The sequence below is a fragment of the Halobacterium sp. NMX12-1 genome (assembly GCF_040435975.1).
GTDB classification, from domain to species: Archaea; Halobacteriota; Halobacteria; order Halobacteriales; family Halobacteriaceae; genus Halobacterium; species Halobacterium hubeiense.
Map to the genome: position 1 here is coordinate 1,204,621 of NZ_CP159204.1, position 22,765 is coordinate 1,227,385.

23 protein-coding genes are annotated in these 22,765 nt (G+C 71.7%); 11 read left to right on the top strand and 12 right to left on the bottom strand.

Going from position 1 to position 22,765, the window contains the following annotated elements:
• Nucleotides 1-28 precede the first annotated feature (28 nt).
• The 3 genes from ABSL23_RS07790 to ABSL23_RS07800 all read left to right on the top strand — a co-directional run bounded on the left by ABSL23_RS07790 (nucleotide 29) and on the right by ABSL23_RS07800 (nucleotide 2,735).
• Entirely contained in the window at nucleotides 29-1,018 is a 990-nt protein-coding gene (locus ABSL23_RS07790) for an SDR family oxidoreductase (RefSeq protein ID WP_353635278.1), read from the top strand.
• A gap of 156 nt (nucleotides 1,019-1,174) precedes the next feature.
• Nucleotides 1,175-1,645 carry a GNAT family N-acetyltransferase gene (locus tag ABSL23_RS07795; protein WP_059055994.1) on the top strand — a complete coding sequence of 157 codons (471 nt, stop codon included), beginning with the start codon at nucleotides 1,175-1,177 and terminating at the stop codon, nucleotides 1,643-1,645.
• Between the two features lie 31 nt (nucleotides 1,646-1,676).
• Nucleotides 1,677-2,735 (top strand): NAD(P)-dependent glycerol-1-phosphate dehydrogenase, encoded by a 1,059-nt coding sequence (locus ABSL23_RS07800; RefSeq protein WP_353635279.1) that lies wholly within the window; start codon nucleotides 1,677-1,679, stop codon nucleotides 2,733-2,735.
• On the opposite strand, the gene ABSL23_RS07805 is transcribed toward ABSL23_RS07800, so the two are convergent.
• Genes ABSL23_RS07805 through ABSL23_RS07820 form a run of 4 tightly spaced genes read right to left on the bottom strand, consistent with a single transcriptional unit; the run spans nucleotide 2,732 to nucleotide 6,908 of the window.
• On the bottom strand, nucleotides 2,732-3,766 hold the full coding sequence (locus tag ABSL23_RS07805) for a lysylphosphatidylglycerol synthase domain-containing protein (protein ID WP_353635280.1): 1,035 nt from the start codon (nucleotides 3,764-3,766) through the stop codon (nucleotides 2,732-2,734). The two genes, ABSL23_RS07800 and ABSL23_RS07805, sit on opposite strands and share 4 nt — an antisense overlap.
• A 37-nt stretch (nucleotides 3,767-3,803) precedes the next feature.
• Nucleotides 3,804-4,856 (bottom strand): M48 family metalloprotease, encoded by a 1,053-nt coding sequence (locus ABSL23_RS07810; RefSeq protein WP_353635281.1) that lies wholly within the window; start codon nucleotides 4,854-4,856, stop codon nucleotides 3,804-3,806.
• Nucleotides 4,857-4,898: 42 nt separating this feature from the next.
• Nucleotides 4,899-5,084, bottom strand: a complete 186-nt coding sequence (locus ABSL23_RS07815) for a hypothetical protein (protein ID WP_353635282.1) — start codon at nucleotides 5,082-5,084, stop codon at nucleotides 4,899-4,901.
• A gap of 30 nt (nucleotides 5,085-5,114) precedes the next feature.
• Nucleotides 5,115-6,908: a S9 family peptidase gene (locus ABSL23_RS07820; RefSeq protein ID WP_353635283.1), complete on the bottom strand. Its 1,794-nt coding sequence runs from the start codon at nucleotides 6,906-6,908 to the stop codon at nucleotides 5,115-5,117.
• 109 nt (nucleotides 6,909-7,017) lie between these two features.
• Between ABSL23_RS07820 and ABSL23_RS07825 the strand changes: the two genes are divergently transcribed.
• From ABSL23_RS07825 to ABSL23_RS07840, 4 genes are all read left to right on the top strand, one after another.
• Nucleotides 7,018-7,860, top strand: a complete 843-nt coding sequence (locus ABSL23_RS07825; RefSeq protein WP_353635284.1) for a hypothetical protein — start codon at nucleotides 7,018-7,020, stop codon at nucleotides 7,858-7,860.
• 42 nt (nucleotides 7,861-7,902) lie between these two features.
• Nucleotides 7,903-8,970 carry a glycosyltransferase gene (locus ABSL23_RS07830; RefSeq protein WP_353635285.1) on the top strand — a complete coding sequence of 356 codons (1,068 nt, stop codon included), beginning with the start codon at nucleotides 7,903-7,905 and terminating at the stop codon, nucleotides 8,968-8,970.
• Nucleotides 8,971-9,059: 89 nt separating this feature from the next.
• Nucleotides 9,060-9,272 carry an antitoxin VapB family protein gene (locus tag ABSL23_RS07835; RefSeq protein ID WP_353635286.1) on the top strand — a complete coding sequence of 71 codons (213 nt, stop codon included), beginning with the start codon at nucleotides 9,060-9,062 and terminating at the stop codon, nucleotides 9,270-9,272.
• Nucleotides 9,269-9,661: a PIN domain-containing protein gene (locus tag ABSL23_RS07840; RefSeq protein WP_059056011.1), complete on the top strand. Its 393-nt coding sequence runs from the start codon at nucleotides 9,269-9,271 to the stop codon at nucleotides 9,659-9,661. Before ABSL23_RS07835 ends, ABSL23_RS07840 begins: the two co-directional genes overlap by 4 nt.
• A gap of 3 nt (nucleotides 9,662-9,664) precedes the next feature.
• On the opposite strand, the gene folP is transcribed toward ABSL23_RS07840, so the two are convergent.
• The gene (gene folP, locus ABSL23_RS07845) at nucleotides 9,665-12,094 is read right to left on the bottom strand and encodes a dihydropteroate synthase (RefSeq protein WP_353635287.1); all 2,430 of its coding nucleotides are present in this window, start codon (nucleotides 12,092-12,094) and stop codon (nucleotides 9,665-9,667) included.
• A gap of 161 nt (nucleotides 12,095-12,255) precedes the next feature.
• Here folP and ABSL23_RS07850 point away from each other — a divergent pair, with 161 nt between their 5' ends.
• A complete protein-coding gene (locus tag ABSL23_RS07850; protein WP_353635288.1) occupies nucleotides 12,256-13,053 on the top strand; it encodes a hypothetical protein in 798 nt (265 codons plus the stop codon).
• Nucleotides 13,054-13,263: 210 nt separating this feature from the next.
• Entirely contained in the window at nucleotides 13,264-13,503 is a 240-nt protein-coding gene (locus tag ABSL23_RS07855; RefSeq protein WP_353635289.1) for an amphi-Trp domain-containing protein, read from the top strand.
• A gap of 24 nt (nucleotides 13,504-13,527) precedes the next feature.
• On the opposite strand, the gene purH is transcribed toward ABSL23_RS07855, so the two are convergent.
• On the bottom strand, nucleotides 13,528-15,138 hold the full coding sequence (gene purH, locus ABSL23_RS07860; protein ID WP_353635290.1) for a bifunctional phosphoribosylaminoimidazolecarboxamide formyltransferase/IMP cyclohydrolase: 1,611 nt from the start codon (nucleotides 15,136-15,138) through the stop codon (nucleotides 13,528-13,530).
• 168 nt (nucleotides 15,139-15,306) lie between these two features.
• Here purH and purB point away from each other — a divergent pair, with 168 nt between their 5' ends.
• Together purB and ABSL23_RS07870 are read left to right on the top strand one after the other, a co-directional pair.
• The gene (gene purB, locus ABSL23_RS07865) at nucleotides 15,307-16,683 is read left to right on the top strand and encodes an adenylosuccinate lyase (protein ID WP_353635291.1); all 1,377 of its coding nucleotides are present in this window, start codon (nucleotides 15,307-15,309) and stop codon (nucleotides 16,681-16,683) included.
• 51 nt (nucleotides 16,684-16,734) lie between these two features.
• Nucleotides 16,735-16,953, top strand: coding sequence for a zinc ribbon domain-containing protein (locus ABSL23_RS07870; RefSeq protein WP_059056022.1), 219 nt, complete (start codon nucleotides 16,735-16,737; stop codon nucleotides 16,951-16,953).
• Here the strand turns inward: ABSL23_RS07870 and ABSL23_RS07875 are convergent.
• The 6 genes from ABSL23_RS07875 to dapA are packed head-to-tail and all read right to left on the bottom strand — an operon-like array spanning nucleotide 16,950 to nucleotide 22,600.
• On the bottom strand, nucleotides 16,950-18,020 hold the full coding sequence (locus tag ABSL23_RS07875) for a M20/M25/M40 family metallo-hydrolase (protein ID WP_353635292.1): 1,071 nt from the start codon (nucleotides 18,018-18,020) through the stop codon (nucleotides 16,950-16,952). The genes ABSL23_RS07870 and ABSL23_RS07875 overlap by 4 nt on opposite strands.
• The gene (gene dapF, locus ABSL23_RS07880; RefSeq protein ID WP_353635293.1) at nucleotides 18,013-18,831 is read right to left on the bottom strand and encodes a diaminopimelate epimerase; all 819 of its coding nucleotides are present in this window, start codon (nucleotides 18,829-18,831) and stop codon (nucleotides 18,013-18,015) included. Before dapF ends, ABSL23_RS07875 begins: the two co-directional genes overlap by 8 nt.
• Before the next feature lie 19 nt (nucleotides 18,832-18,850).
• Nucleotides 18,851-20,083 carry a diaminopimelate decarboxylase gene (gene lysA / locus ABSL23_RS07885; RefSeq protein ID WP_353635294.1) on the bottom strand — a complete coding sequence of 411 codons (1,233 nt, stop codon included), beginning with the start codon at nucleotides 20,081-20,083 and terminating at the stop codon, nucleotides 18,851-18,853.
• Complete coding sequence (locus tag ABSL23_RS07890; protein ID WP_353635295.1) at nucleotides 20,080-20,913, bottom strand: 2,3,4,5-tetrahydropyridine-2,6-dicarboxylate N-succinyltransferase; 834 nt, start codon at nucleotides 20,911-20,913, stop codon at nucleotides 20,080-20,082. The genes lysA and ABSL23_RS07890 overlap by 4 nt, the downstream gene beginning before the upstream one ends.
• Nucleotides 20,910-21,698 (bottom strand): 4-hydroxy-tetrahydrodipicolinate reductase, encoded by a 789-nt coding sequence (gene dapB / locus ABSL23_RS07895; RefSeq protein WP_353635296.1) that lies wholly within the window; start codon nucleotides 21,696-21,698, stop codon nucleotides 20,910-20,912. Before dapB ends, ABSL23_RS07890 begins: the two co-directional genes overlap by 4 nt.
• The gene (gene dapA, locus ABSL23_RS07900; protein ID WP_353635297.1) at nucleotides 21,695-22,600 is read right to left on the bottom strand and encodes a 4-hydroxy-tetrahydrodipicolinate synthase; all 906 of its coding nucleotides are present in this window, start codon (nucleotides 22,598-22,600) and stop codon (nucleotides 21,695-21,697) included. The genes dapB and dapA overlap by 4 nt, the downstream gene beginning before the upstream one ends.
• Nucleotides 22,601-22,765 lie beyond the last annotated feature (165 nt).

Below are 22,765 nucleotides of genomic sequence, written 5' to 3' on the forward strand. Positions count from 1 at the left end.
TTTTGTCGCGGCCACCCAATCCCCGCGTATGGATTCCGCGCTCGTGGTCGGCGGCACGCGGTTCATCGGCCGCCACCTCGTGGAGGAACTGCTCGCCCACGACTACCGCGTCACGACGTTCAACCGCGGGAAACACGACGACCCCTTCGAGGGTGACGACCGCGTCCACCACGTGCAGGGCGACCGCACCGACCGGAAGGCCCTGCTGACGGCGAAGCGGGAGGTCGAGCCCGACGTCGTCTTCGACTGCGTGGCGTACGAGCCCCGCGAAGTCGAGCACGCCATCGACATCTTCGGCGGCGTGGACGCCTACGTCTACGTCTCCAGCGGTGCCGCGTACGCCGACGAGGACGTCCCGAAGCGCGAGGACGAGACGACGCTGGAGAGCTGTACGGCCGAGCAGGCGACCGACGACTCGCCGGAGACCTACGGCCCGCGGAAGGCCGCCGGCGACCGCATCGTCTTCGAGGCCGCCGAGCGCGGCGTGAACGCGATGAGCGTGCGACCCCCCGTGGTCTACGGCCCCCACGACTACACCGAGCGGCTGGCGTACTGGGTCCACCGCGTCGCGGAGTACGACGAGGTCGTCGTCCCCGGGGACGGCACGAACCTCTGGCAGCGCGTCTACGTCGAGGACGTCGCGCGCGGGATGCGCCTCGTCGCGGAGGAGGGTGAACCGGGTGAGGCGTACAACGTCGGCGACCGGAACGCGGTCACGCTCGACCGGATGCTCGACCTGATTGCGGACGCGCTCGGGACGGACGTCGAGCGCGCGTACACGAGCCCGCGGGAACTCGAAGTCGCCGGTCTCGACCCCGAGGACTTCCCGCTGTACCGCGACTACCCCCACCTGCTGGACACGTCGAAGGTCGAAGCACTCGGCTACGAGTCCACGCCCGTGGCGGAGGCGATGGAGCGAACCGTCGAGGCCCACCGCGAGAACGGGCGCACCGGCGAGGAGGAAGGGCCGGACCGCGAGGACGAGCAGCGCCTCCTCGACGTGCTGGACACGCTGTAGCGCGCCACTCACACCCACACCCACCGAGCACTTATTTCGCGGCGCGGCGAACGACGGCGTAGAGCGATGACCCGGCTTCTCGTCACGTGACGGCTCCCCGTTTGTGGGGGTTGTCGCAGCTCGGACCGCGTTCTGACCGCCGCCACGGACACACCTATGCGAATACGAGAAGCCACAGCCGACGACGCACAGACCGTCAAAGACGAACTGCTCGTGCCGGGATTCCGCGAGACGGCCGCGGTCGCGCCCGAGTACAGCGAACTCGACGAGGAGGGGGTCGCCGACGCCGGCATCGACCGCTGGCTCGGCGACGACGACCGCGTGCTGTTTGTCGCCGAAGCCGACGACAGTCTCGCGGGCTACGTCTCCGGCGGCCGCCACGACAGCCCGACCATCTACGCTCGCGGGCCGTACGCGAACGTCGACGGCCTCTACGTGAAGCCCGCGCTCCGCCGCGACGGGCTCGCCGACCGCCTGCTCGACCGCTTCGAGGCGTGGGCGGCCGAGTGGGGCTGCGAGCACGTCGGCGTCTCCGCGCACGTCGAAAACGGCGCCGCGCTCGCGCTGTACGACGACCGCTACGAGCGGACGTACGTGAGCTATCGCGGCCGGCTCGGCGACGAGTAGACTTTTACTCGTCCCCGGGCGAGACTTGGACATGTTCGAGAAGTCGAAGTGGATACGCCTCCCGCGCAGCGTCGTGCTCGGCCACGACGTCCTCGAGCGGACGCGGGAGGTCGTCGTCGAGACCCACTTGACCGGGCGGCCGCTGGTCGTCACCAGCGAGACGCCCCGCGAGGTGGCCGCCGACCGCATCGTCGCGCAGTTCGAGGCCGCGGGCGACGACCCCGAACTCGTCGTCGTGGAGGAGGCGACGTTCGACGCGGTCGAGGACGTGCTGGAGGTTGCCCGCGGGATGGAGGTCGGCTACCTCGTCGGCGTCGGCGGCGGCAAACCCATCGACATCGCGAAGATGGCCAGCGACCACCTCAACGTCGGGTTCGTGAGCGTGCCGACGGCGGCGAGCCACGACGGCATCGTCTCCGGGCGCGGGTCGGTGCCGGAGGGCGACACCCGCCACTCGGTCGCGGCGGCGCCGCCGGTCGCGGTGGTCGCGGACACGGGCGTCATCGCGGACGCGCCGTGGGAGCTGACGACCGCGGGCTGCGCGGACATCATCTCCAACTACACCGCAGTGAAGGACTGGCGGCTCGCGAACCGCCTCCAGAACGTCCCGTACAGCGAGTACGCGGGCGCGCTCAGTCAGATGACCGCGGAGATGCTCGTGGACAGCGCCGACTCCATCAAGCCCGAGCTGGAGGAGTCCGCGTGGATGGTGATGAAGGCGCTGGTCTCCTCGGGGGTCGCGATGTCCATCGCCGGCTCGTCGCGGCCGGCGTCGGGGAGCGAGCACCTGTTCAGCCACCAACTGGACCGCATCGCGCCCGGGAAGGCGCTGCACGGCCACCAGGTCGGCGTCGGCTCGATTCTCGCGGAGTACCTCCACTCCGGCGAGCAGGGCGAGTGGCGGTCGGTGCGGGACGCGCTGGCGTCTCTGGACGCGCCGACGACCGCGGACGGCCTCGGCGTCACCGACGAGGAAGTGCTGGAGGCGCTCACGTCCGCCCACGAGATTCGGGACCGCTACACGATTCTGGGCTCCGGCATCAGCGAGGACGCCGCCGTCGAGGCCGCGACGAAGACCGGCGTCATCTAGTCGGCGAACCCGCCGGTCGCCGCGACGTCCAGCGTCCACAGGGAGAGCCCGCCCGCCATCACCTGCACGAGCAGCATGCTCGACCGGTAGAGCACGAGCGCGGACGCCAGTTCGCCCAGCGAGTGCGGCGTGAACGCGACGAGCACGCCGCCGAGCGCGACGTCCACGGGGCCGACGCCGGCGGGCAGGGGGACGGCGCGCGCGAACCCGGAGACGGTCACGGCGACCATCACGACCGCCGGCGACACCACCACGCCGACCGCTAGCAGGCTGACGAACAGCGGCACCATCCAGCACAGCCACGCCGCGTGGGCGGCCGCGACCATCGTCGCGAACCGCGAGCGGTCGGCGGCGAGCCGGCGCAGCGTCGCGAAGAACTCGTCGAGGCCGCGGCGCACGCGCTCGGCGTCGAGGAGCGCGTCGTAGCCGGGGACCACCCGCTCTAGCACCGGCTCTAGCGCGCCGGCGATTCGAGTGAGGGCGGCGGCGACGCCCGCCCGGTAGGCGTCGAGGAGGACGCCCGCGGCGGCGATGGCCGCCAGCACCGCGGCGAACGCCACGAACAGCCCGACCGTCCCCGACGGGTCTTGGCCGACGGCGGCGACCGCGAGCACGCCGACGCCGCCGACGACCGCGGACGCGACCATCATCACGAACTCCCAGCCGGTGACGCCCGCGATGGCCTCGCTGACGGTGACGTCGCCGTGGCGGCTCACCGTGTACGCGACGAACCCGCCGCCGCCGACGTTGCCGGCGGGGAGGAAGTTCCGGACGATGGCGGCGCCGTAGAACGCCCGCCGTGCGAGCGCGCCGCGGACGCTCCACACCGGGAAGCCGAGCGCGACCCGCGTCCCCTCGCCGCCGGCGAGCAGCGCGAGCGCGGCGCCTATCGGCGCGAACGCGTAGACGGCGAGGTTGGCGTCTCGGAGGTTGCGGAGGACGCGGTCCCAGCCGACGCCGGTGACCAGCAGGGCGGCGATGGCGACGGCGACGACGACCCGGAACGCGACGCGGCGGCGGTCGAAGTCCACGGTGGCACCTCGCAGCGAGTCAGGAAAAACGGTTGGGTCACCGGAGCCGGCCGCGGCGCCGGCCGACCGCGGGGTGGAACGAGAACAGGCGGGCGAGCCGCGAGCGCTCCGTGGGGACGAGGCCGCGGTCGGCGAGCGTGGCGAGCGCGCGCTCCATCGCGGCGTCCCCGACGCGGGCGGCGGCGTAGGCGTCCGCGTCGAACTCCGTCCACCGCACGAGCGGGCCGACCGCCAGCAGCAACGCGGCCGAGAGCGCGATTGCGGGGACGAACGCCTCGACGACGCCGTTCGCGGCGAGGAAGATCGGCGCGAGCGCGACCCCGGTCGCGAGGAAGCGCGCGAGGACGTGACCGCGGCGGTGGTGGGCGACCTCGTGGGCGAGGACGGCGGTGGTGGCGTCGGCGTCGAGCGTGCGGAACAGCGCGTCCGTCACGAACACGTACCGGGCGCCGGGCAGCACGCCCGCGGCGACGGCGTTCGCGACCGGATGGTTGCCGGTCTCGACGACGCGCACGCGCAGGCCGTCGGCGCACGCGGGCACGACGGCGGCTTCGGCGGCGGTCGGCTCCCTGACGGGACCGAAGCGCGCGGCCAGCGACGGAAGCGCGACGGCGACGACCGCGGCGGCGCCGACGACGGCGAGGAGGCTCGCGGTCCCGCTGGGGGCGGCCAGCCACGCGCCGACGACGAACAGCGCGGGCGCGACGAGGACCGCGGCGAACGCGAGGAACCGCCGGACGGTCGCGGCGTAGTCGGTCGCGTTGCCGGTGACGGCCGCCCACGCGGGCCGCGTGCCGAGGTGGACCGCGAGCGCGGGCAGAACGCCGCCGACCAGCACGGTCGCGGCGAGCACGCCGAACGCGCTGGCGGCGTCGGGCGCGGGCAGCGCGGCGGCGAGCGCGTCCGCGAACTCGGAGTCGGTGAACACGAACAGGCCGACGAGCGCGGCGGCGGCCTGCAGGAGGCGGTTCGCGCGCCGCAGTCGCGACGCCGCGGTCACGCGGTCGGCCGCGCGGACGGCGGCGGCGCCGGCCAGTCGGCTCGCCGCGTACGCGAGGACGGGGAGGGCGAGGACCACGGCAGCGTGCATCACGTGGCGGTAGCTCGGGCTCCTACTAACAGTTGTCGCGGGTCACGCCCGCTGGCGCTGCACGTACGCGTACACGACGGCGAACGCGAGGCCGCCGGCGAGCCCGCGGACGGCCGCGCCGGCGACGTCGCCGTCGAGGACGAGCAGTTCGGCCGCCACGAACACCGCGACCCACAGCGCGACGACGAGCGCGCCGAACAGCCACGGGTTCGTCAGGTCGACTTCCATGGCGGACGGTAGCGCCCGCGCCGTAAGTAGTTAGACGTGTTCGTCGAGGAAGTCCACGACCGCGCGGTACGCGGTGAGCTTGTTCTCCAGTTTCGTGAAGCCGTGGCCCTCGTCCTCGAAGACGAGTTTCTCGGTGGGGACGTGTTCGCCGGCCTGCTCGACGATTTGCTCGGCTTCTTCGACGGGGACGCGGGGGTCGTTGGCGCCGTGCAGCACCATCAGGGGCGCGCGGATGCGGTCGGCGTTGTTCACGGGGCTGATGGCTTCGAGGAACTCGCGGTCCTCGGCCAGCGACCCGTACTCGGCCTCGCGGTGCTCGCGGCGCCAGTCGCCCGTGTTTTCGAGGAACGTCACGAAGTTCGCGATGCCGACGACGTCCACGCCGGCCGCCCACAGGTCGGGGTACTCGGTGAGCGACGCCAGCACCATAAAGCCGCCGTAGGAGCCGCCGTACGCGACCACGCGGTCCTCGTCGACGTCGTCGCGGGCGGCCAGCCACTCGACGCCCGCCTTCCCGTCCTTCACGGAGTCCATCCGGTTGCGGACGTTGTCGAGGTTCATGTACTCGGTGCCGTACCCGGAGGAGCCGCGGACGTTCGGCTCGAAGACGGCGTAGCCGTTGTCCGCGAAGTACTGGCGCAGGGCCATGAACCACGGGCGGCGCTGGGCCTCGGGGCCGCCGTGGAAGTCCACGACGACGGGGTGGGGGCCGTCGCCGTCGGGGAGCGTGAGGAACGCCGGAATTTCGAGCCCGTCGAAGCTCTCGTAGTGGATTAGCTCGGGCTCGCGGAACGTCTCCTTCGGGATGCCCGCGGTCGCGGCGTCGGTCCAGCGCCGGCTGTCGCCGGTTTCGACGTCCACGACGTAGACGTTCCCGTTCTCTGTCGGCGAGGACGCCGACACCGCGACGCGCTCGCCGTCGCTGTCGAAGCTCAGCCCGAACACCACGCCGTCGATGAGATCGGGCTCGGGGTGTTCGTCGAGGGTCGCGCCGTCGCTGTCTGCGAGCGTGAGTTCGCTGTAGCCGTCCACGTTCCGCACGTACGCGAGCCGCCCGGAGTCGTGGTGGACCATGACGGACTCAAGCGGCCAGTCGCCGCCGCGCTCGACTTCCTCGATGTCGCCGGTCTCGGGGTCGAGCAGGCCGAGGTAGTGGGTGTCCGCACCGCGGTTCGTGCAGACGTAGACGCCGTCGCCGTCCGCCGTCCACGCCACCGAGGAGAACTGCACGTCCTCCTCGAACGGCGTCGCGTGCGTGACCTCGCCGGAAGCGACGTCGACGACGTGGAGGTCGGCGTCGAAGTTCGAGTGGCTCTCGTGGAGCAACAGCCGGTCGTCGCTGGGGCTCCAGCCCGCCACTGCGAGCATGTCGTAGTCGTTACCCTCCACGAGCAACTCGGCGTCCGCGCCGGTCTCCTCGCGGCCCTGCACGTAGACGTCGAAGACCCCCTGCTCGCGGCGGTTCGCGGCGTACGCGACGCGGTCGCCGTCGTGGCTCCAGCCGCCGAAGTGGTGTTTCGCGTCCGGGTCGTCGGTGAGCGCGACGTCCTCGCTGCCGTCCGCGGCGAGCCGGTGGAGCTGCCAGAACTCGTCGCCGCCCGCGTCTTTCGCGTAGACGAGCTCGTCCCGTGTCGGCGAGAACGACGCGTGCGCCACGCGCTCGTCGTGGAACGTCAACTGGTCGGGCCACGCCTCCGGCGCGTCCACGCGCCACACCTGATTCGACCCCGTGACGTCCAGCGTGAACGCCAACTCCCCGGCCGGCCCGAACGTCGGGCCGCCCGCGCTCCGCACGTTGAGGTAGCGCTCGATGTCGTAGGCCATGCCACGAACTCCGCTCGGGCCGGCGATAGCGCTTCTGGTCGCGGAACCGGGACGCAGCGCGGGCGAACCCGCCGCCCGTTTTATGCTCATCGACGCTACACGTCCGCCCGTGACCGAACCGACCGGTGAGTCCGAACACCCTGACACGACGTACGCGCTCGTCGTCGGCCTCTACGCCGGCGTGGTCGGCGGACCGGCCGCCGTGCTCGCGGTCTCTCCGTGGCTGCGGGGCGCCGGCGCGCTCTACGTCGCGCTGCTCGTCGCCGTGACGGGGCTCGCGACCGCGGTCGGCTGGGCGGCCGCTCGGGCGCCCGGGCTCGGCGTCCGCCTCGGCGGCCGGACGGCGGTCTGGTTGTTCGCCATCGCGCCGTTCGCGTGGGCCGCGGGCGTCGCGGGCGCGGCGGCAGTCGGCGTCGAAGTGCCGTCCGTCGCGGTGGTGTTCGCGATGCTCGCGACGGCCGGCGGCGGCCTGCTCGGATTTGCGGTCGTCGCGATGAGCCACACCCGGTACGCGGACTGGACCACTCGGGACGCCGTCGAACTCGCGGCGTGGGAGGCGCGCTGGCCGAAGCGGTGGCGGCAGGCCGCGATTGCGGTCGTCCTCGTCTCCTTCGTCGCCGGCGCGGGCGGCGTCGGCGCGGAAGCCCTGTTCGGCGTCGCGGACGCCGGCACCGCCTACCTCCTCGCGCTGTTCGCCGTGCCGCTGGCCTCCCTGACGACCGCGCCGCGGACGCTCCGCGCGACCGACGCCGGCCTCGTCGTCGAACGCCCACACCAGCGGCGGTTCCGACCGTGGTCGGCGTTCTCGGGGTACGACGCGACCGCCGACGCGCTCGTCCTGCGGTCGGCGGCGTGGTGGCGCGTCGACGTCCGCTGCGACCGCGGGGACGTCGGCGACGTCGAAGCGGCGACGGCCGCCCTCGACGACGCGCTCGGGAGCGCGCGCCAGTAGGGAACAGAACCGTTTTTACCGGCGTACCGCGTCCCGGCGAGTATGCGCGTGGCGTTCGTCTCGGAGACGACCGCCCACCACGTCGATGCGGACGACGTCGACCGCCTGCGCCTGCTCGCGGACCTGCTCGCGGCGCGCGGCCACGACGTCCACGTCTGCTGTGCGCAGTGGTGGGAGGGACACCCGGACACGTTCGAGCACGAGGACCTGACGTACCACGCCGTCACTGCCGAGCGCGGCCGGCGCTGGTTCTCGCCGAAGGCGGCCGCCACCCTCCGCGACCTCGACCCGGACGTCGTCCACGCCACGAGTCGGACGCCCGGCCACGTCTACGGCGCGCGCTGGGGCGCGCTGCTGGCGGGCGCGCCGCTACTCGTGGACTGGTACGACCCACACGACGCCACCGACGGCCTGCGCGGCCGCGCGTACCGCTACGCCGCGCGGAAACCGAGCACGGTCGTCACGCCGTCCCGGACCGTGAAGACGAGCGCCCGCGAGTGCGGCGCGAGCGGCGACGACGTCGAAGTCGTCCCGACCGGCATCGACATGCACGGGATTCGGAGCGTCGAGCCCGCCGACGCCGGCGACATCGTGTTCAGCCGCCGCCTCGACGAGGACGCCAACCTCGAATCTCTCTTCCTGGCGCTGGCGGAGTTCCGCGAGTACGGCTGGAACTGCACCGTCGTCGGGGACGGCCCGGCTTGCGCGGGCTACGAGCGGCAGGCGCGGGACCTCCGCATCGACGACCGCGTGGAGTTCGTCGGCGAGAAGAGCGTCGAGGAGCGCGTGCGGCTGTTCAAGGACGCCCACGTCTACGTCCACACGGCCGAACGCACCTCCTTCGGCCTCGATTTGCTTCGCGCGCTCGCCTGCGGCTGCGTCGGCATCGTCGAGTACCACGCCGAGTCCAGCGCCCACGAGCTCGTAGAGACCTACGACCGGGGGTTCCGCGCGACCAACGACGAGGAGATTACGGAGTGTCTGGTGCGCGCTGGCGACCTCGAACGCAAGGACGTCGACGAGACGTTCGCGAAGTACGACCACGACCACTTCCTCGACGCGTACCTCGACGCCTACCGGCGAGCGCAGGAACAGGCGGGCTTGCTCTGAGCGGCGAACCGGTCGGGCCGTCGATTCTACGCCTTCGAGCGCCGAAGCTCGGGAAACGACTATGTATACGGCGACGTATACGGTGGCGTATGAGCAAGAGCATCCGCGTCGACGAGGAGACGCACGCGGCGCTCGCGGCACTGAAGGGCGACGACGAGTCCTTCGACGACCTCCTCTCGCGGCTGCTCCGCGAGCGCCGAGAGACCATCGACGCCGGCGCTGGCCTGTGGTCGGGCACAGACGCCGCCGATAGCGCGCGTGCGGCACGTGAGGAGATGAAAGAGGACGTCGGCACGCGATGACGCTGTACGACAGCAGCGTTCTCATCGACTACCTCGACGGACGGAAGGACGCCGTCGAGTACGTCCGCGACCACCACGGCGACCGCGCGCTCGCGCCGCCGCTCGTACTCTACGAGGTCTACCAGGGCGAGGTGTTCAAAACCGGGCCGACGGACTTCGACGCCGTCGACGCCGCACTCGAATGGCTGGTCGTCGTCGACGAGACGCGCGAGTTCGCCCGTGCTGCCGCGGAACTACAGGACGCCGTCGCAGCCGACGGGTCGCCGCTCGCTGCCAGAGACGCGTTCGTCGCCGGCGCCGCGCGTGCGCTCGACGAGCGACTCGCCGTCGCCGACCGGGACTTCGACGTCGACGGCATCCGAGACGAACTCGACGTCGACTTCCTCTGAGCGCTACTCGTCGTCCGTGCCGCGGCGCGTCCGTTCGGCGACCTTCACGGCGGCGACGTTCTCCTCGACGTCGTGGACGCGCACGATGTCCGCGCCGCGTTCGGCCGCCAGCGCCGTGCCCGCGACCGTCGCGTAACCGCCCTCGTCGGGGTACGAGTCGGCGGCGCCGAACATCGACTTGTGGCTGTGCCCGATGAGCACGGGGCAGCCGAGCGCGTGGAACTCGTCGGTGCGGTCCAGCACTTCGAAGCTCTCCGCGGCGGACTTCCCGAAGCCCAGCCCCGGGTCGACGACGATTTTCTCCCGCGGGAGGCCGGCCTTCTCCGCGAGCAGTACGCGCTCGGTGAGCTCGTCGATGACGTCGTCCACGACGTCGTCGTAGTGGACGTCCTCGCCGGGTTCGACGGGCGCGTTGATGGAGTGCATCACCACGAGCGGCGCGCCGTACTCGGCGGCGACGAATCGCATCTCGGGATCCTCCAAGCCGGTCACGTCGTTGAGGACGTCCGCGCCCGCTTCGAGGGCCTGCCGGCCGACCTCGGCCTTGCGCGTGTCCACGGAAATCATGGCGTCGAGGTCGCTGATGCGCTCGACGACGGGGACGACGCGGTCCAGTTCCTCTTCGAGCGGGACGGCCTCGGCTCCGGGTCGCGTGGACTCGCCGCCCACGTCGATGATGTCCGCGCCCGCTTCGACCATCTCCTCGGCGCGCGCGACGGCGGCCGCCACGGTGTCGTACTCGCCGCCGTCGTGGAAGCTGTCCGGCGTGACGTTCAGGATGCCCATGACGGCGGTGCCGTCCTCCCACGGGTAGCCGTGCTCGACGGGCTCGGTCTGGATGCCCAGCGTCTCCCGGAGTTCGTCGGCGTACACGGAGAGCCCGTAGGGCTGGCCATCGAGCTTCTCGGCGAGGCGCTTGAACTGCGCGAGCGTCCCCATCAGCACGGCGTCAAGGTACCCCCGCGGCTGGGCGTTCAATCCGGACAGAGAGCACTCGCCGCCGAGGCTCAACATTTCCTCTTTGAGGTACTGGGCCTGCCGCTTCTGGACGCGCGTTCGGACGACGCGGTGGACGCCCTTCGCGCGCATCCGCCAGACGCCCGGCGGCGTGACGTGCGCGCCCTCCAGCGCGTCCCGGGAGTCGTCCAGACTGTCCACGTCCGTCTGGACGTTCGTGCGCGTCCAGCGCTTGCGCGCTTCCGCGACGGCGAACAGCGACCCCGTGACGAGCACGAGGTCGTCCTCGCCGGCGGCGTCGAGCGCGTCGTCGAGCGCGGCTTCGACCGAGCGCGTGACCGTCGCATCGGCGCCAGCCTCGTCGAAGACGGTCGCGAGCACGTCCGCGTCCTCGGCGCGCTCGGAGTCCGGTTCGCACGCCCACACGCGGTCGGGCGTCGGGAGCGCGGCGGCCATCCCGCGGTGGTCCTTGTCGTGCATCGCGCCGAACACGCAGTGGAGGTTCTCGTAGTCGAACTCCGCCAGCGTCCCCGCCAGCGCCTCGCAGGCCGCCGGATTGTGCGCGCCGTCCAGCACCGTCACCGGGTCCGCGCTCATCACCTCGAAGCGCCCCGGCCAGTACGCCTTCCGCAGGCCGCGTTCGAGCGTGGCCTCGTCCACGTCCACCACCTGTCGTGCGAGCGTCGCCGCGACGCCCGCGTTCTCCGCCTGGAACGACCCGAGCAACGGAATCTGGGCGTCCACGGCCCAGTCCGAGCCGGCCAGCGAGACGGCGCTCTCGGTGTGGTTCGTGCGCCCCTCGTAGGTCGCGCGCACGTCTCCGTTGTCGCCGACGGTCACCACGTCGCCCGCGTGGTCCCGCACCGCTTCGAGCGCGTCGCCCGCGGTCGCCGTCACCAGTGGGTTCGATTCGGGCGCGACGTGGGCCTTGTCGCGAGCGATTTCCTCGACGGTGTCCCCGAGGACGCTCGTGTGTTCGAGGCTCACCGAGGTCACCGCGCTCGCGGCCGGGTCCACGACGCTCGTGGCGTCGTAGCGCCCGCCGATGCCGACTTCCAGCACCGCGACGTCGACGTCCTCGCGGCCGAACTGCCACAGCGCCATCGCCGTCACCACCTCGAAGAACGTCGGCGCGTCCCCGTCGGCGGCGCGCTCGTTGACGTGCGGCCGAACCGCCTCGACGAACTCCGCCAGCGCCGCCTCCGACAGCCGGCGGCCGTCCACGGTGACGCGCTCGCGCACGTCGTCGAGGTGCGGGGACGTGTACAGGCCGACGGTGAGTCCGGCCTCCCGGAGCACGGATTCGAGCAGGCGCGCGGTCGAACCCTTCCCGTTCGACCCCGCGACCTGCACGTACCGCGGGCCCTCGTGGGGGTCGCCGAGCGCGGCCAGCAGGTCCGCCGTCGAGTCCGTCCCGGGCTTGGGCCGGTAGCGGCGGAGGTCCAGCAGGAAGTTCGCCGCCTCGTCGTATCGCATACCAGTTCCGAGCGCTGCGCCCCGCTTTAGGCTGTCGGACGCGCACGCGCGCCGCCGCGACCCCTGTCAGTCGCACAGAATTTGGGGGACGGCACCGGGTTTCGTGAAACGCGGCTTTGTCCTAACGCAACCCACTTTCCCGTGCGGGGGAAAACGCGGACATGCAGCGACGACAGTTCATCGCAGGTATCGCGGCCGGCGCCCCGCTGGGACTCGCCGGCTGTCTCGGCGCGCCCAGTACGAGCGACGACGCCGCGGCGACAGACACGACGACCGACGCGGGCACGCTTTCGGTCGGCGACGCCGCCGACCTCGCGGACGGCGGGTCGCTGTCGGTCGCCGACGTCGGCGCGGCCGCGTTCGTCGCGACGCGCGGCGAGGGCGACGACCAGGTCCACTCGGAGGCCGACGGCCGCTACGTCACCGTGAAGTTCGCGCCCGACGGCATCGACGACTACCGCTCGTTCGTCTCGGAGCACGTCACGCTCACGCTCAACGGCGACCACGAGTTCGGCGACCCGCTGTTCCCCATCGGCGGCGGCCCCTCGCGGTTCGACGCGGCGTTCGCCGTCCCGTCGGACGTCACGCCGTACGGCGCGACCGTCGAACTCGACGCGGAGGAGACGACGGCGACGTGGGAGCTGGACGCCCGCGACATCGAGGCCATCACGCAGAGCGTCGACTACGAGGTGACGGGGCTGACCGCGCCCGACTCGGTCGCGCCGGGCGCGAGCTTCACGGCCGAACTCGAAGTCGTCAACGACGGCGACGCGGTGACGTTCCGCGGCGTCGTCGAGGGCACCGCCGGCGCGCCCTCTCGGTTCGCCCGCGACGTCGCCGCCGGCGCGACCGAGACGCTGACCTTCGACGTCACCGCGCCCCCCGCCGACGGCGAGACGTTCGACGTGGCAATCGACTACGGCCACGCCGACGCCGCCGCGACCGTCGCCTACGAGTAGGGCGGTAACTCAAACGGCAGTTTGTGTTTCCCCAATCGACTTGATACGTCCCGCCGTCACGTCCTCGTGGAGCGCCACCGGTCCCCGACCCCACACCCCATCACTGCCCCCTCACCTGTGTCAGCCCGCTGGCGCTCCACTGCCCCTTCTCCCCCTCCGGCGAGCGCGTAAGACGCGCATAACGAAGCGCGGCGGGAGCGACGCGTCGGTATGGTTCAGCGAACCACGAGCGCCGAGACGCTCGACAGAGACGCCGTAGCCGCTCGGCTCGAAGGCATCGCGGCGTCGCTGCGCTCCGAGGACGAGTTCACCGTCCGCGTCGAGAACAAGGACATCACGCTCCGGCCCACGGACAGTATCACGTTCGAGGTGGACGTCGTCGAGAAGCAGGCGGTGTTCCGCGGCGACCGCGAGACCATCAAACTCGAACTCGACTGGCGGCCCGAGTAACCCGGTCGCCGACCGCGAGCCGGGTCAGTCGTGGCGGAACGTGCGGTGGCCGGTGAACACCATCGCCATCCCGTGCTCGTCGGCTTTCTCGACGACGTCGTCGTCGTTCACCGAGCCGCCGGGCTGGATGACGGCTTCGACGCCCGCCTCCGCGGCGGCCTCGACGCCGTCCGGGAACGGGAAGAACGCGTCCGACGCCATCACGGCGCCGTCGGCGCTCTTGCCGTCGGCGTCGCGCTCGGCCTTCTTCGCCGCGAGTTCGACGGCGTCCACGCGGGAGACCTGTCCGACGCCGAGGCCGACGGTCTCCGTGCCGTCCGCGAACAGGATGCCGTTGGACTTGACGTGCTTGAGGACGCGCCACGCGAACAGCATCGTCTCGATTTCCTCGTCGGTGGGCTCGCGCTCCGTGACGACTTCGAGGTCCTCGCGCTCGGGCGCCCAGAGGTCCCGCTCCTGCACGAGGCGGCCGCCGACCAGCGGCTTCTCGGTGAGCGTCTCCGAGATTTCGCCGAGCGGGCCCGTTTCGAGCACGCGGAGGTTGTCCTTCGCGGTGAGTACGTCGAGGGCGTCGTCCGTGTAGCCGGGCGCGACGACGACCTCCTTGAACGAGTCCGCGACGAGTTCGGCGGTCTCGGCGTCGCACTCGCGGTTGAGCGCGACGATGCCGCCGAACGCGCTCTTGGCGTCGGTGGCGAGCGCGTCTGCGTAGGCGTCGGCGAGCGTGTCAGCGACCGCGGCGCCCGCGGGGTTGGTGTGCTTGATGACGGCGGCGGCGGGCTCGTCGAACTCCTTGATGAGGTTGAGCGCGGCGTCGGCGTCGTTGTAGTTGTTGTACGAGAGCGCCTTCGCGCCCTCGTTGAGCTGGTCCGCGTGGACGACGCTGGCCTCCTCGCAGGTGTCGTCGCGGTAGAGCGCGGCGTCCTGGTGAGGGTTCTCGCCGTACCGCAGGTCGCTGTCGCGGTCGTTGCTCACGAACCGCCGCACCGGGAAGTCGCCGCCCGCGTCCGCTTCGACGGTGACGCCATCCTCGGAAACGTCGAGGTCGCCGTTCGCCGCCCAGCGGACGGCGCGCGGGTACGCTTCGAACTCCGCGTCGTAGAGCACGCGCTCCTTGAGGTCGCTCTCGTCGTCGCCCTCGTAGACGGGCACCGGCTCCTGCGTGACGACGGGGCCGGCGTCCACGTCCTCGGTGCGGACGCTGCCGTCGTCGGCGACGGCGTTCGTGACGACGTGGACCGTACAGCCCGTCACGGAGACGTCCGCGTCGAGGACTTGCTCGTGGGCGTCAGCGCCGGGGAACGACGGCAGGAGGCTCGGGTGGACGTTCAGCGTGAGCGGCGTCGCGTCGAGGAACACCTCCGAGAGCACGCGCATGTAGCCGTCGAGGCAGACGAGGTCCACGTCGTAGTCGGCGAGCGCGTCCACGACGCGCTGTTCGTGGTCGCGCCGGGACTCGTCATCGCGGTGCTCGACGACCTCTGTGGGGATGTCCCGGGCGTCGGCCGCGTCGAGGACGGGCGCGTCCGGGTCGTCCGCGAGCACGACGGCGAGGTCGGCGCCGCCGGGCCGCAGGTCGTCGATGTGCAGGAGGTTTCGGCCGCGGTTGCTGGCCAGACCGGCTACGTTCGTCATGTCCCATCGACCGGCGCCCGCGGGCAAAGTGGTTGCGGTTCGCGCCCGGAAAGTATGCACGAACTGGCATAGAAATGTGCGACTACTGCCGGTATTGCCGCGAGTGTATGCACGCTCGTGGTTCGCTCGACCGGCAGGCTTTTGCCGCGAGCGCGGCCACTCCGAGGCATGACCGACACCCACGCCCTCCACGCCGTGACGCCGCTGGACGGCCGGTACGCGGGCCGCACCGAACCGCTCCGCGAGTACGCCAGCGAGGCGGCGCTAATGGGCGCTCGCGTCCGCGTCGAAGTCGAGTACCTGCTCGCGCTCGCGGACCTCGACGTAGTGGACCTCGATTTCACCGACGAGGAGCGCGAAACCCTGCGCGCGGCCTACGAGGAGTTCGGCGACGAGGACGCGGCGCTCGTGAAGGCAATCGAGACGGAGGGCGCGCGGGGCTACGACGCCACCAACCACGACGTGAAGGCCGTCGAGTACTTCGTCCGCGAGCACGCCCCGGAGCGCGCGCACCCCTGGATTCACTTCGCGCTCACCAGCGAGGACGTCAACAACCTCGCGCACCGCCTGCTCGTCAAGCCCGCCGTCGAGGACGTACTCGTGCCGGAACTCCGCGCGGTCCGGGACGCGCTCGTGGAGTTCGCCCACGACTACGCCGACCTCCCGATGCTCGCGCGCACCCACGGCCAGCCCGCGACGCCGACGACGTTCGGCAAGGAGATGGCCGTCTACGCCGCCCGCCTCGGCCGCGAAATCGCGCGCGTCGAGGACGCCAGCGACGACCTCGCGGGGAAGCTCGCGGGCGCGTCCGGCACGTGGGCCGCCCACCACGCCGCGTTCCCCGAGGTCGACTGGCGCGCGTTCTCCCGGGAGTTCGTGGAGGGACTGGGACTGGCGTACGTCGAACCCACCACGCAGGTGAACCCGAGCGACGACCTCGGCGCGCTATTCGACGCGCTCACGGGTGTGAACGGCGTCTTGCTGGATCTCTCGCGTGACGTCTGGCTGTACGTCTCCCAGCGCTACCTTGGCCAGCAAGCAGCGAAGTCCGAGACCGGCTCCTCGACGATGCCGCACAAGGTCAACCCCATCGACTTCGAGAACGCCGAGGGCAACCTCTCGAAGGCAAACAGCGACCTCGACTTCCTCTCGGAGTACCTCGCGACCAGCCGCCTCCAGCGCGACCTCTCCGATTCGACCGTGAAGCGCAACGTCGGCGCGTCGCTGGCGTACTGCCTGCTCGCGTACTCGAAGCTCCAGAACGGCCTCGACAAGGTCGCGCCCAACGAGACGGTGATGCGCGAGGACCTCGAAGCCAACCCCGAGGTCATCGGGGAGGCCGTCCAGACGATTCTCCGCCGCGAGGGCCACGGCGACGCCTACGAGCGCGTGAAGGACCTCACGCGCGGCGAGCGCGTCACCATCGAGGACTTCCACGACCTGTTCGCGGAGCTGGACGTCGAGGAGTCGGTCCGCGAGGAACTGCTCGCGCTCACCCCCGCGTCGTACACCGGCGTCGCCGGCGACGTCGCACGAGACGCCTGAGCCGTTCCGGATTCCTGAAAGCTTATGCCGCGGCGCTCCCCAGCGCCACGCATGTCCCCGACTCCAGACGACCACGACGGCTGCCCGAAGTGCGGACACGACGAAGTCGACGTCGGCTCCATCTCGGCGACCGGCTCCGGGCTCTCCAAGCTGTTCGACATCCAGACGAACAACTTCCAGACGGTGACCTGCACGTCCTGCGGGTACACCGAACTGTACGCGGACGTCGCCTCCCGCGGCACCGACCTCGCGGACGTCTTCTTCGGTTAGACCAGCGCGTCCAGCGCGCCCGTGACGATTTCGGCGGCGCGCTCGACGTCCGAGCGCCGCACGTACTCGCGCTGGGCGTGCGCGACCGGTCCGTCGTCGTCGGCGAGCACGCCCGGCCCGAAGACGACTGTCGGCGCGTCGGCCGCGAAGTAAGAGGCTTCCGTAGCGGCGCCGAACGGCCGCGGACTGCCGGCGCCCGCATCGACGAGCGCTTCGACGACGGCGCTGTCGTCGGGCGTGTCGAACGCTTCGAGGAACGGCGTCTCCCGCTCGGCCGGTTCGACCGCGACGCCGACGTGCTCGGGGACCGCGTCCCGGACGTGCGCCGCGAAGCCGTCGAAGAAGTCGGTCTGCGTCTCCGGCGGCACCGTCCGGCGGTCGAACGTGATTGCGCACTCGTCGGGCACGCGGTTCGCGGCGTCTCCGCCTGCGATGCGCGTGGGCGTGAGCGTCGGCGGCCCGAGTTCCGGGTGCTCGGCGGCGCCCCGGGACGCGTCGTACGTCCGGACTGCTTCGAGCGCGTGCTCGGCCGCGGCGACCGCGTTCGCGCCCGTCTCGGGTTCGGCGGCGTGCGCGCCCTCGCCCGCGAGTTCGACCGTTCCCTGAAACCGACCGCGGGCGCTCGTACACGCGTCGAGGTCCGTCGGCTCGCCGACGATGAAGCCGTCCACGTCGAGGTCGAGGGCGGCCGCGCCCGTCGAGTTCGTCTCCTCGTCGGGCGTCACCGCCAGCGTCACCGTCCCGTGGTCGGCGTCCACCGCGAAGAACGCCGCAAGCAGCGCGGCCAGCGGCCCCTTCGCGTCGCAGGCGCCCCGGCCCTCCACCGTGTCGCCGTCTCGCGCGAACTCGACGTGCGGCGGCACGGTGTCGATGTGCGTGTTCAGGACGTAGTGGGGTCGTCCAGTCCCCTTCGAGGCGAGGACGTTCCCGGCGTCGTCCACGTCGGGCTCGTAGCCGTGCTCGCGCAGCGTCTCGGCGAGCAGTTCGCGCATCTCCGTGACGTCCTCGTGGGAGGGCGTGCGGACGGCGCGCTCGTGGAACTCCAGAACGGAGAACGAGTCAGGCATCGAGCTGGCGCGCGGAGACGACCTCGGCTTCCCCGTCGAGTTCGTGCTCGGTCGGGCCGCGCAGCGTCGCGGTGGTGCCCGAGAGGTCGACGCGGAGTTCGCCGCCCGGCGGCCGCACCGCGACTCGGTCCCCGCAGCGACCCTCGCGGCGCGCGACGGCGGCGACCGCGACTGCGCCCGTCCCGCAGGAGTCGGTCTCGCCCTCGACGCCGCGCTCGAACGTGCGCTGGCGGAACGCGTCCTCGCCGTCCGGGGACGCGAACGTGACGTTCGCGCCCTCGGGGAACGCCTCGTGGTGGCGAATCTCGGGCGCGTCCGCCTCGATGTCCACGTCGTCGACGTCGTCCACGAACGCGACCGCGTGGGGGACGCCCGTGTTCACGGCGGTGACCTCGTAGCCCGCCAGTTCCTCGCGCTCCATCGGCTCGTCGCGGAACGCCGGCACGTCGCGGGGCGCGAACGACGGCTCGCCCATCTCCACGGTCACTTCGGCGCCGTCGAGGTCCGCGCGCCGCGTCCCCGCCTGCGTGTCCAGCATCACGGCGTCCGCGCCGGTCTGCTCGGCGACCCAGCGGGCCGCACAGCGCGCGCCGTTCCCGCACATGTCGGCGGTGGAGCCGTCGGGCTGGCGCAGCGTCATCACCGCGCGCGGCGGCGTGTAGCGGTCCTCCAGCGCGAGGAAGAGGACGCCGTCGATGCCGAGGTCGGAGCAGAGCCGCTCGGCGAACGCCCCGCGGTCGGGGACGTAGTTCGACGCGTCGACGATTGCGAAGTCGTTGCCGGTGCCGTGGTATCGTTCGTAGGGAATCATCGGTGTAGAGGTACGGGAATCATCGTTCTGGGGTGGTGAGGTCGGCCAGCGAGTCGCGTTCGCGGGCGAGCCGGTGGTCGCCGCCCTCGACGGCGGCGACGGCGGGCCGCGGCCGGGAGTTGTACTGGGACGCCATCTCGACGCCGTAGGCGCCCGCGTTCCCGACCGCGAGCAGGTCGCCGCGCTCCGGTCGCGGGAGCTGTCGGCGCTCCGCGAGTACGTCTGTGCTCTCACAGATGGGCCCGACCACCGTAACTGTACGGTCCGGGCGGTCGTGGCCGTCGCGGGTGAGCGCGCGCACCTCGTGGTGGGCGTCGTAGAGCGCGGGCCGCAGTAGGGTCGTCATACCGGCGTCGACGCCGGCGAGCGTCGGGCCGTCGGTGCGCTTGACGGTGTTCACTTCGGTGAGGAGGACACCGGCGTCCGCGACGAGGAAGCGCCCGGGTTCGACGACGAGGGCGGCGTCCACGTCCGCGAGCGCGTCCCGGGTCGCGTCCGCGACTGCGTCGAGGTTCAGCGGCTCCTCCTCGGGGCGGTACGGGACGCCGAAGCCGCCGCCGACGTCCACGAACTCCAAATCGACGGGCGCCTCACGGGCGACCGCGGCGAGCCGTTCGACGACCTCGCGGTGGGCGTCCACGTCCGAGTCGGAGAGCATCCCGCTGCCGACGTGGGCGTGAATCCCGACCACGTCGAAGCCGCGGGCGTCAGCCTTCCGGAGCGCGTCCGCCGCGCGGTCGTGGGGTATGCCGAACTTGGCGTCGGCGCCGGTCGCCACCTCGTCGCTGTGGCCGGCGCCGACGCCGGGGTGGACGCGGACCGCGAGCCGGCCGTCGAAGCCGCGCTCGTCGAGGCGGTCGATGGTGTCGCGGGCGCCCACGACGAACGTCGCGTCGGGCGCCTCGTCGAGCACGTAGTCGAGGTCGCGGGCGGGCGGATTGACGGCCGTGTAGTGAATCTCGGCGGGCTCGTAGCCGGCGTCGAGCGCGCGGTACACCTCGCCGGCGGACGCGCACTCCGCGCCCGCACCGGCCTCGCGGAGCGCTTCGAGGACCGCGCGGCCGGCGTTGGCCTTCACGGCGTAGTGGATATCGGCGTCCGGGAACGCGGCCGCGAGTTGGTCGTAGTTCTCGCGCACGCGGTCGAGGTCCTGCACGTACAGCGGCGTCCCGTACTCGGCGGCGAGGCCGCGGAGGTCGCTCGCCGACCAGTCCGCGAGCCGCCGCACGGCGGGGGCCTCGACGCGCGTCACGACCGCAGAACCTCCTCGCGCTGGGTGGCGTCGAGCGTCTCCGCTTCGAGGTCCATCGCGACCACCGCGGGCTTGAACGCGCCGCCGTCGAAGAGGTCGTGGTCGCCGACGCTGGACTCCACGTAGCGCGTGAACGCGCGGCGCTCGGGCGGCAGCTCGCCGTACAGAATCTCCTCCTCGACGAGGTCGTAGACGGGGATGCGCGGCGTCAGCAGCGTGTTCTCGCCGACCACGGAGTCCTCCCCGACGACGAACCCGGAGGTGACTCGGCAGCCCGCGCCCAGCGAGACGCCGTCCTCGACGACGACGGGCGCGCTCTCGACGGGTTCGAGCACGCCGCCAATCAGGGTGTTCGCACCGAGCTTCACGTCCTCGCCGATTTGCGCGCAGGAGCCGACGGTGTCACAGGAGTCCACGAGCGTGCCGTCGCCGACGTGCGCGCCGATGTTCACGAACGCCGGGGACATCACGATGCAGTCCGAGCCGAGGTGCGCGCCGCGCCGGAGCACGGTGCCGTCGGGCGTGTTCCGCGTGCCGCGGTCGTAGAGGTCGTCGGTGTCGCGCAGCGGGAGCACGTCGTGGTAGGTGACGTCGCCGTACTCGCGGGGCTCGGTCTCGCGGAGCGCGAAGTTCAGGAGGACGCCGCGCTTGACCCACTCGACGGCCTCCCACTCGCCGCCGGACTTCTCGGCGGCGCGCACGTCCCCGGCTTCCAGCGCGTCGAGGAACGCTTCGAGCGTGTCCGCGTCGTCCGCGCTCGCGGTTTCGGCCGTCAGGTCGCCGTCTTCGTGTCGGTGCCACAGGTCTCGTACGTCAGATTCCAGACTCATAGTTCGGAAGCAACCTCCTCGAATCGGTAGAAGTCCGCGGGCTGGTCGGCGAGCCACGCGGCGGCGTCGAGCGCGCCCGCCGCGAACACCGACCGGTCGCCCGCGCGGTGGGTCAACTCCAGCACTTCGCCGTTCCCGGCGAGCAGCGCCTCGTGCTCGCCGGTGACGTCGCCGGCGCGGCGCGCGTGCACGCCGATTTCGCCCTCTTCGCGGGGCTGGTCGCCCACGCGGCCGTGGACGCGCTTGCCCGTACTGCTCGCGGCTTCGCCGCTCGCTCGTTCCGCGGCCTCACTGCGCTCGGCCGCGCGCTCAATCCGGTCCAGCAGGACGTTCGCCGTGCCGCTGGGCGCGTCGCGCTTCCCGTTGTGATGGGTTTCGGTGACCTCAACGTCGTACTCGGGGAGCGACCCGACTGCCTGCTCGACCACGGCCAAGAGGGCCTGGATGCCCCGCGAGAAGTTCGCGCCGAGCAGGACGGGCGCGTCGCTGCCCGCGTCCCGGAGCACGTCCAGTTGGTCGTCGTCGAAGCCCGTAGTGCCGACGACGATGGGGACGCCGGCGGCCGCGCAGGCGGTCACGTACTCCACGCTCGCCTCCGGCACGGTAAAGTCCACGACCGCGTCAGGATTCTCGGCCTCGACGAGCGACGCGAACTCGCTGGCCGGGTCGAGGTCGCTGCCGGGGTCGCGGGTCGTCGCGAACGCCACCTCGACGCCGCGCTCGGCGGCCTCCTCGCGGACCTCGCGGCCCATCCGCCCGGTCGCGCCGGTGACCCCGATTCTCATGCGGACACCTCCTGCTCGTCGAGCGCGTCCAGCGCCTCACGGAGCCGCTCGCGCGTCTCCTCGGTGGCGTCGGTCAGCGGCGAGCGGTAGTTCGCGGGACCGTGGCCCAGAATCTCCTGGGCGGCCTTCACGGGAATCGGGTTCGTCTCCGCGAACAGCGCGCGGTTCAGCGGCTCCAGCTCCTGGTGGCGCCGGCGCGCGGTCTCGTAGTCGCCGTCGCGGGCCGACCAGACGAGGTCGCTGACGCGCTCGGGCTCGACGTTCGCGGTGACGCTGATGGTCCCGGTGCCGCCCACGGAGAGCACGGGCAGCGTCAGGCCGTCGTCGCCGGAGAGCACGCCGAAGTCCTCCCCGCGGGTGCGCTCGACGACCTCGCTGACCCGCGAGAGGTCGCCGCTGGCGGCCTTGTAGCCGACGACGTTCTCGTGGCTCGCCAGCGCCTCAGCGGTCTCCACCGCGATGTTGCGGCCGGTGCGTGAGGGTACGTTGTAGATGATTTGGGGGGCGTCCACGCGGTCCGCTATCTCCCGGTAGTGGGCTTCCATGCCCTCGGGCTCGGGCTTGTTGTAGTACGGCGAAATCAACAGGAGGGCATCGGCGCCCGCGTCCACGGAGCGCTGGGAGAGCCCCAGCGCCTCGTGCGTGGAGTTCGAGCCCGCGCCCGCGATAATCGGCACCTCGTCGCCGGCCTCGGCGACGACTGCCTCCACGACCTCGACGTGCTCGTCGTGGGTGAGCGTCGCGCTCTCGCCGGTCGAACCCACGGGCACGAGGCCGTCGACGCCGCGGTCGACGAGCCGTCGCGCGTGTGCTCGCAGTCGGTCGAAGTCGATGCTGCCGTCGGCCGTGAACGGCGTCGTCATCGCCGGGAAGACGCCGTTCACGAATGTTGTGTGGTCCATCTGGGTGGGGGTGTTGCGTCGGAGTCGGTGTGCGGGCCGTGCGTCCGTCGGCGGCCCGGCACGGGAGTGCTACGCCCGCAGCGAGCCGTGCGTGTCGGCTGTGCTGCGTTTGCGTTTACCCGAGAAGGAGCCGGCACTCTCGTCGGCGTCGAACCGCGTCCCGAG

What these genes read in the sequence shown, in the direction of transcription:
- ABSL23_RS07875 (WP_353635292.1), bottom strand. Translation starts at nt 18,020, where the DNA reads ATGCCTGACTCGTTCTCCGTTCTGGAGTTCCACGAGCGCGCCGTCCGC.
- purH (WP_353635290.1), bottom strand. Translation starts at nt 15,138, where the DNA reads ATGACGAACGTAGCCGGTCTGGCCAGCAACCGCGGCCGAAACCTCCTG.
- ABSL23_RS07830 (WP_353635285.1), top strand. Translation starts at nt 7,903, where the DNA reads ATGCGCGTGGCGTTCGTCTCGGAGACGACCGCCCACCACGTCGATGCG.
- ABSL23_RS07855 (WP_353635289.1), top strand. Translation starts at nt 13,264, where the DNA reads ATGGTTCAGCGAACCACGAGCGCCGAGACGCTCGACAGAGACGCCGTA.
- folP (WP_353635287.1), bottom strand. Translation starts at nt 12,094, where the DNA reads ATGCGATACGACGAGGCGGCGAACTTCCTGCTGGACCTCCGCCGCTAC.
- ABSL23_RS07820 (WP_353635283.1), bottom strand. Translation starts at nt 6,908, where the DNA reads ATGGCCTACGACATCGAGCGCTACCTCAACGTGCGGAGCGCGGGCGGC.
- ABSL23_RS07815 (WP_353635282.1), bottom strand. Translation starts at nt 5,084, where the DNA reads ATGGAAGTCGACCTGACGAACCCGTGGCTGTTCGGCGCGCTCGTCGTC.
- dapA (WP_353635297.1), bottom strand. Translation starts at nt 22,600, where the DNA reads ATGGACCACACAACATTCGTGAACGGCGTCTTCCCGGCGATGACGACG.
- ABSL23_RS07850 (WP_353635288.1), top strand. Translation starts at nt 12,256, where the DNA reads ATGCAGCGACGACAGTTCATCGCAGGTATCGCGGCCGGCGCCCCGCTG.
- ABSL23_RS07795 (WP_059055994.1), top strand. Translation starts at nt 1,175, where the DNA reads ATGCGAATACGAGAAGCCACAGCCGACGACGCACAGACCGTCAAAGAC.
- ABSL23_RS07790 (WP_353635278.1), top strand. Translation starts at nt 29, where the DNA reads ATGGATTCCGCGCTCGTGGTCGGCGGCACGCGGTTCATCGGCCGCCAC.
- purB (WP_353635291.1), top strand. Translation starts at nt 15,307, where the DNA reads ATGACCGACACCCACGCCCTCCACGCCGTGACGCCGCTGGACGGCCGG.
- dapB (WP_353635296.1), bottom strand. Translation starts at nt 21,698, where the DNA reads ATGAGAATCGGGGTCACCGGCGCGACCGGGCGGATGGGCCGCGAGGTC.
- dapF (WP_353635293.1), bottom strand. Translation starts at nt 18,831, where the DNA reads ATGATTCCCTACGAACGATACCACGGCACCGGCAACGACTTCGCAATC.
- ABSL23_RS07800 (WP_353635279.1), top strand. Translation starts at nt 1,677, where the DNA reads ATGTTCGAGAAGTCGAAGTGGATACGCCTCCCGCGCAGCGTCGTGCTC.
- ABSL23_RS07810 (WP_353635281.1), bottom strand. Translation starts at nt 4,856, where the DNA reads ATGCACGCTGCCGTGGTCCTCGCCCTCCCCGTCCTCGCGTACGCGGCG.
- ABSL23_RS07890 (WP_353635295.1), bottom strand. Translation starts at nt 20,913, where the DNA reads ATGAGTCTGGAATCTGACGTACGAGACCTGTGGCACCGACACGAAGAC.
- ABSL23_RS07835 (WP_353635286.1), top strand. Translation starts at nt 9,060, where the DNA reads ATGAGCAAGAGCATCCGCGTCGACGAGGAGACGCACGCGGCGCTCGCG.
- ABSL23_RS07870 (WP_059056022.1), top strand. Translation starts at nt 16,735, where the DNA reads ATGTCCCCGACTCCAGACGACCACGACGGCTGCCCGAAGTGCGGACAC.
- ABSL23_RS07840 (WP_059056011.1), top strand. Translation starts at nt 9,269, where the DNA reads ATGACGCTGTACGACAGCAGCGTTCTCATCGACTACCTCGACGGACGG.